The sequence below is a fragment of the Streptomyces sp. PU-14G genome (assembly GCF_041028275.1).
Classification (GTDB): domain Bacteria; phylum Actinomycetota; class Actinomycetes; order Streptomycetales; family Streptomycetaceae; genus Streptomyces.
Genome location: NZ_JASKYT010000348.1, coordinates 1 through 5,990 on the forward strand (window position 1 = coordinate 1; position 5,990 = coordinate 5,990).

The following is a 5,990-nucleotide window of genomic DNA, read 5'->3' on the forward strand; positions in this document are numbered from 1 at the left end:
TCCCGACTCCCTGCCGACCCCCTGCCGACGAAAAGGACCGTCATGGCTGTCCCAAAGCGGAAGATGTCCCGCAGCAACACCCGCCACCGCCGCGCACAGTGGCGCGCCGGCACTCCGCCGCTCGCCCCCGTCACCATCGACGGGAGCACCCACTTGGTGCCCCAGTACCTGCGGAAGGCGTACGAGCGCGGCCTCCTCCGCCCGGAGGACTGACACGATGCCGCACGACCGCCTGCCGGTGACCGTCCTGTCCGGCTTTCTGGGAGCGGGCAAGACCACCCTGCTCAACCACGTACTTTCCAACCGCGAGGGACTTCGGGTCGCCGTCATCGTCAACGACATGAGCGAGATCAACATCGACGCCGCCCTAGTGCGCGGCGGAGAGGCCGCACTCTCCCGTACAGAGGAACGGCTGGTCGAGATGACCAACGGCTGCATCTGCTGCACGCTCCGCGACGATCTCCTCGAAGAGGTGGACCGCCTCGCAAGAGAGGGGCGATTCGACTACCTCCTGATCGAATCCAGTGGCATCTCCGAGCCCATGCCGGTGGCCGCCACCTTCTCCTTCGCACGCGACGACGGGGCGACGCTCGACGACCTGGCGCGGCTCGACACCATGGTCACCGTGGTGGACGCGGCCAACTTCCTTCGTGAGCTGGGGGCCGGTGACGAACTCGCCGCGCGCGGTCTCGCGCCCTTCGAGAACGACGAGCGCACCGTGAGCGACCTACTGATCGACCAGGTCGAGTTCGCCGATGTGATCGTCTTGAACAAGCTCGACCTCGTCGACGAAGAATCAGCCGAGCAGCTGCGCGGCGTCCTCACCCGGCTCAACCCGGGCGCACGCCTGCTGGACACCGTCCGAGGGCGGGTACGCGCCTCCGACGTACTCGGGACCGCTCTCTTCGACGTGGAGAAGGCACAGCTCGCCCCGGGCTGGGTGCGGGAGCTGAACGGTGAACACGTCCCGGAGACCGAGGAGTACGGCATCTCCTCCACCCTCTTCCGCTCCGACCGGCCCTTCCACCCTGGCCGCCTCTGGCATCTGATCACCGAGCGGCTCGAAAGTGGCGAGTTCGGAACGGTGCTGCGCAGCAAGGGCTTCTTCACTCTGGCCGGGCGCACCGATGTGACGGGCCTGTGGTCCCAGGCGGGTTCCGTCGCCCGCTTCGAGCCCGCCGGCACCATGGACGCGGAAGCGACAAAGCAGGCCCAGGAGCTGGTCTTCATCGGGACCGAACTGGAGCCGAAGGCTCTGCACACCGCCCTGGAAAGCTGCCTGCTGGACGGTGTCTGGGCCGGCGACGAGGATCCCTTCCCTTCCTGGGACGTCCCGGAGACCCACGAGATCTGCGTCCACGAGCAGCACAGCGCGGCGCTGCCCGCCTGAAGTCTCCGGGCCGGGTGGTGGTCGCGGCCACGGCGCCACCCGGCCCGGTCAGCCTGATACCAGCGTCATCCACCGGGAGGTAACGATGCGTGGCTCTCCTCCTAGGGTCCAGCGCTCGACACGACAGCGTCGCGAACTGCTGCATCTGTTTCAGGCGTGCGAGGACTTCGTCTCCGCGCGGTCCCTGCACGCGGTCGCGGAATCAGCCGGCATCGCGATCAGCCTCACCACCGTCTACCGCACCCTCCGCATGCTCGAGGCGGACGGCGGTGCGGACGTGATCCGCGACCTGGGTGGCGAAAGACTGTACCGGCCGCGCCCCGTGGAGGGACATCAGCACTACGTCGTGTGCAGAGCATGCGGTCTGAGCCGCGCGGTGGAGTCCGAGCAGGTCGAGTTGTGGGCACAAGGCGTCGCTGCGGCGACCGGCTTCATCGGCATCGACCACGTCGTCGAGCTGACCGGCATCTGTCGCGACTGCGGCCGAGCAGCGCAGCCTGAGCCGGGGTGACACCCCTCACTGTCGCAGTCGACGGTCTCGCGGGTCTGGCGGGCGTTCGGTCTGCACTGCACACCGACTGGATTGTCCCGGCTCAACCTCCCTCATATCTGAACAGAATTCCTGACTCAGAAGACTACTGAGCTTGAATGTGTGATGTCAGCGCCAACCAGGATTTCAGCTGCGCGACTGTCGCGAACGTCCTACGCTGCACTTCGACGTTCGAGGAGAAGGCATGGAATCCTGCGCGGAGTGCGGTGTGTCCGTGGGACCACGATCCTGTGGCGATCTTTTCCATGCCTTGCTCGCGTTGGACCATGAGCGGCAGGCACCGTGGGGGCCGTTGCACGGCGTCTCGGTCTCTTGCTTCCTGTTCCAGCACCCCAGTCGGCTTCCCGCTGACGGCGGTGCGATGGCATGGGCGCTCCTGCACACCTATCTCCAAGGCGGCCTCAGCGAAGTGAACCCGCTTGTCGGTCGGGCTCGTCGTGGCAACTCCCATCGCGTGACGGGCATGCCTTCACCAGTCGCCTGCCAGGCAGCACTGCCGCAACGGGACGCGCCGCCGCCTCGTTTCTCTGTGACGATCGAAGATGTCGCTGTCGACGGGACGTTCCCCGCCGAAGAGTTCACGGAACGCGTCAGGGCCTGGGCCGCCGCCACAGTCGACGCGTGGAACCGCAGCACGTGACCGGCCGTAGACCCGCCGAGGAGTGAGCCCACAGCCTGCCTGGGATGCTGAACGCGAAAGGGGTGGCCCGGGTCAGCCACCATGGTCAGGCCGGTGCCGGTGAGGCAGCTGTCGACCAGGCCCGGGCGGTACTGGATCTGATTGAGCCGGTGCTGGACGGCCCTGGTGGTCTGGACCAGGACGGCGGCGAGGTTGCCGATGTCGCGTTTGACCAGCGACCAGATGCCTTCCTGGGGGTTCAGGATCGGTGCATGTGGCGGAAGTTGGAAGACGGTGAGCCAGTCGGCGTTCGCGGCGATGAACTCCCGCAGCGGGGCGGTCAGGTGGATGCGGACGTTGTCCCAGACCAGCACGATCGGACCTTCGAACTGGGTGCGGGCCCGGAAGAGCAGGCCACGGAAGTCGCGCCAGCCGAAGCCCTCGGGCTGATCCCTGCGCCCGTTGTACTCGCGGACCGCGTAGAACATCCGGGGCGGCTCGCCCGGTCTGTAGCAGGTCATGCCCGCTATCGAGACCCGGCCGGAGCCCCGTCCGCGTACCCGGGCGACCGGGGTATGGCCGAGACGGCCCCAAGTCCTTGCGCGCGGCGGAGTCATCGACTGGCCGGCCTCGTCCTCGAACACGATCCAGCCGCCGCACTCCACCGCGGTGCTCTTACCCGCGACCAGACCTCCCTCTTCCACAGCTAGACCGCCTCATCGTTACGTTCGATGGCCCGGCGCAGGGGTGCCGGACTCGACCAGGACACCGCCTTCGCCGCCACGCCGGAACTGGCCTCTCGTACGGCTGCCCGGTTCCTGGACGCCGGCCACCAGGCCGCATGGGTCGCCGGCGACGAGGTCTAAGGGCGCAACCCCCAGCTGCGAACCGCGCTGGGGGAACGCGGCACCGGATACGAAGCCGCCGTAGGTGACCGCGTATCCCGACACCAGCCACTGGAGCGTGCCTTCGGACAGCGACAGATCACGTCCGATGGCAGGAAGGGCCACCCCCATCAGAGACAGGTCCATCGAGAGCCGGCCCTCGGTTTCCCCCGGGCCGCGAGCTTAGGCGGGGGCGGACAGGCCGTGCTCGCGGGCGTATGCCGCTCGGCAGCTCTTCGCGCAGAAACCCATCGTCCGGCCCTCGTGTTCGAGAGTGAAGGCGCTTCCTCCCAGTCGTACATGCATGCCACACATAGGGTCGATCGTGACTCCTTCGGGGAGGTCGGCGCTGTCGGCATTCGGGGCATCGTTCTTCGCCCGGTACGCAGCGGTCATCTGGCCCACGACGTCATCTGCGGTGCCGGGTTTGCCATCCATCCCGATGCTCCCGTCGACGATGCCGACGAGGTTGATCCACAGACGGCCCTCAGGGCGCTGCCACCCGTGCGAACGATCGAGCCGGCGCACCCCGCGGCGCACCATGCCGATGGTGGTGAGCGACATCTCAGAGCGCCACGCCTCCGGCACGGTGATCGTGACCCAGAGCGGTGGCACGTCCCCGGGTATCCAGGGGCCGTCGCCGGTGGTCCAGCCGTCGAGCTCGCGGAAGCCGACATGCATCATCGCGCGGGCACGGCTCATGGTTTCCTCCGCCACACCCTCTTCGGCGCCGACCAGTAGCCGGCACACTTCGCCGGCAAGGTCTCTTCGGTCGTCATCGGTCAATGCGCCACGGGGGCAGGCGATCTCTATCAGAAACATCTTGGCTCCTTCGTTGCTGGTGACACTCCACCACAAGTTACCCCCGGGCGGTATCGGGAATGGTCGCATGCGAGGCTTGTACTTCCCAGGGGCGCGACAATTTCGGGCCGGCGGCGTCCGGCCCGAGCGGCAGTCATCGGGCCGCGTCGATCAGGTCGGCGGCCACGTGGGCAGCGGCGAGCGCTTCGGGGTTCCCGCTCCGCTCGAACGAGTCGACGGCCGTGTCCGCGAACTTGATGACATGCTCGTCGCGGTGGTCGGCGGCCCGTTCGAACAAGACAGCGCCCCGGGCCGCCGTCTTCGGCAGAACGAGGGCGGCGATCCTCGCCGCCCTGGAGCTCCCCATGTCCACCACCCAGCTTGCGACGCAGCTGGCTCTCACCGCACCGACTCTCAACGCTCACCTCAAAGCACTTCAAGCCGCGACCATCCTCACCACCAGGCGCAACGGCCGGTCCGTGCTCTACCAACGCACCCGTCTCGGCGACCAACTCGTACGCGGCCCTTTTCCGCCACCGTCTCGGCCGTGGCGTACGTGAAGTCCTGCCCGGACCGCTTAATGCCGATTGGAAAGCGTGTTGGGGGCAACCCCTCACGAGTTCGAATCTCGTGTCCACCGCCAGTCCGCAGCTCCGCCGCCGGGTTCGGTGTGGGCACCATCTCCGCATACCGGTACGTCGCCGAGGCCGTCGAGGTCCTGGCCGCCCTCGCACCGACCCTCACCGAAGCGCCGCCCTCGAGACCTGGCGGATCCTGCGCAAGCTGCGCTGTTCCACCACCCGAATCACGAAGATCGTTCAGGCCATCCTCACCCTGCACCTGGCCTGTCCAAACTGAAGATGGAAAAGCCTCAGGGCTTGACCACCCATCCTCAATCGCGGGACGGGCCTCAGCCGAGGAACTGCCACGGGGCTGCCGCACCGGGTGTTGTACATCGGCCTGGAAGGGGCAATTTCCGGCTGTAGTTCGGGGTGATCCGTGGGGCAGAGTGGGGGCATGACTGCGTACAGGGCGATGCCGTTCCACCTTGAGACCGAGCGGCTGATACTGCGGCCGTGGGCCGGGTCGGACGCCGCTGACTTCAGCGCCCTCCTCTCCGAACGAGGAAAGGGAACCCCCGCGGTTGATCGCATCCGGACGTCCATCGCGGAGCTGCTGACCGCGACGGCGACTACGGGCATCGCCCTGCTGCCCATCCAGCGCCGTGACGAAGGCGACTTCATCGGCTACTGCGGGCTGATCATTGGCCGCTCCACCATAGAGGAGCCGGAAATCGCGTATGAGGTGTTCCAGCGCGTGCAGGGGCGTGGCTACGCCACTGAGGCGGCCGGTGCGGTGCTGGTTGCCGCCGTCGCGACTGGGCGGAAACGGCTCTGGTCGACCGTCGGTGCGTGGAACGCGCCGTCGCTCCGTGTCCTTGAGAAGCTCGGATTCGCGCGGGATCACGTTTCCACCGAGAACAATGGCGAAGTGGTCTGGCTCACGCGCTCGTTGCCGTGACGCGCGAGCACGTTCCCGGGGTTTCGTGCTCGGGTGATCGAGTGTCGACGTGGTGCGCGGCGTCCAGGGACCGTTCGATCATCGTGCGGGCCGGCTCAGGCCTGGTCGCGAAGACGGTGTCCTCGGCCGGCCCGACCGCCCGGCAGCGGTCCGGGCCCGAGGTCCACGAGCGTGGCAGGTACAGCTCCCGGTCCACGGCCCCAGCGCGCCCCGCGCCCCCGGGCC

Annotated in this window: 8 protein-coding genes and 4 pseudogenes; 8 read left to right on the top strand and 4 right to left on the bottom strand. The window is 67.6% G+C overall.

What is annotated here, in order from left to right; genetic code table 11:
• Positions 1-42: 42 nt before the first annotated feature.
• The 4 genes from rpmF to AB8Z75_RS28340 all read left to right on the top strand — a co-directional run bounded on the left by rpmF (position 43) and on the right by AB8Z75_RS28340 (position 2,580).
• On the top strand, positions 43-213 hold the full coding sequence (gene rpmF, locus AB8Z75_RS28325) for a 50S ribosomal protein L32 (RefSeq protein WP_242749826.1): 171 nt from the start codon (positions 43-45) through the stop codon (positions 211-213).
• 4 nt (positions 214-217) lie between these two features.
• On the top strand, positions 218-1,390 hold the full coding sequence (locus AB8Z75_RS28330) for a GTP-binding protein (protein ID WP_369206876.1): 1,173 nt from the start codon (positions 218-220) through the stop codon (positions 1,388-1,390).
• Between the two features lie 85 nt (positions 1,391-1,475).
• On the top strand, positions 1,476-1,901 hold the full coding sequence (locus tag AB8Z75_RS28335) for a Fur family transcriptional regulator (RefSeq protein ID WP_369206878.1): 426 nt from the start codon (positions 1,476-1,478) through the stop codon (positions 1,899-1,901).
• A gap of 223 nt (positions 1,902-2,124) precedes the next feature.
• Entirely contained in the window at positions 2,125-2,580 is a 456-nt protein-coding gene (locus AB8Z75_RS28340) for a DUF5946 family protein (RefSeq protein ID WP_369206880.1), read from the top strand.
• Positions 2,581-2,831: 251 nt separating this feature from the next.
• On the opposite strand, the pseudogene AB8Z75_RS28345 reads toward AB8Z75_RS28340, so the two are convergent.
• A pseudogene (locus AB8Z75_RS28345) lies at positions 2,832-3,176 on the bottom strand (transposase); the annotation flags it as partial.
• A 120-nt stretch (positions 3,177-3,296) separates the two neighbouring features.
• Here AB8Z75_RS28345 and AB8Z75_RS28350 point away from each other — a divergent pair.
• Positions 3,297-3,488: pseudogene (locus AB8Z75_RS28350) on the top strand (IS701 family transposase); the annotation flags it as partial.
• Between the two features lie 138 nt (positions 3,489-3,626).
• Here AB8Z75_RS28350 and AB8Z75_RS28355 read toward each other — a convergent pair.
• Positions 3,627-4,265, bottom strand: a complete 639-nt coding sequence (locus AB8Z75_RS28355; protein ID WP_369206882.1) for a hypothetical protein — start codon at positions 4,263-4,265, stop codon at positions 3,627-3,629.
• A gap of 133 nt (positions 4,266-4,398) precedes the next feature.
• Positions 4,399-4,611: a hypothetical protein gene (locus AB8Z75_RS28360; RefSeq protein WP_369206884.1), complete on the bottom strand. Its 213-nt coding sequence runs from the start codon at positions 4,609-4,611 to the stop codon at positions 4,399-4,401.
• Here AB8Z75_RS28360 and AB8Z75_RS28365 point away from each other — a divergent pair.
• The 3 genes and pseudogenes from AB8Z75_RS28365 (at position 4,610) to AB8Z75_RS28375 (ending at position 5,765) form a co-directional block, all read left to right on the top strand.
• Positions 4,610-4,804 (top strand): winged helix-turn-helix domain-containing protein, encoded by a 195-nt coding sequence (locus AB8Z75_RS28365; protein ID WP_369206886.1) that lies wholly within the window; start codon positions 4,610-4,612, stop codon positions 4,802-4,804. The genes AB8Z75_RS28360 and AB8Z75_RS28365 overlap by 2 nt on opposite strands.
• Before the next feature lie 190 nt (positions 4,805-4,994).
• Positions 4,995-5,102, top strand: a pseudogene (locus AB8Z75_RS28370) (IS5/IS1182 family transposase); the annotation flags it as partial.
• A gap of 159 nt (positions 5,103-5,261) precedes the next feature.
• On the top strand, positions 5,262-5,765 hold the full coding sequence (locus tag AB8Z75_RS28375; RefSeq protein ID WP_369206888.1) for a GNAT family N-acetyltransferase: 504 nt from the start codon (positions 5,262-5,264) through the stop codon (positions 5,763-5,765).
• A 58-nt stretch (positions 5,766-5,823) separates the two neighbouring features.
• Here AB8Z75_RS28375 and AB8Z75_RS28380 read toward each other — a convergent pair.
• A pseudogene (locus AB8Z75_RS28380) lies at positions 5,824-5,990 on the bottom strand (IS701 family transposase); the annotation flags it as partial.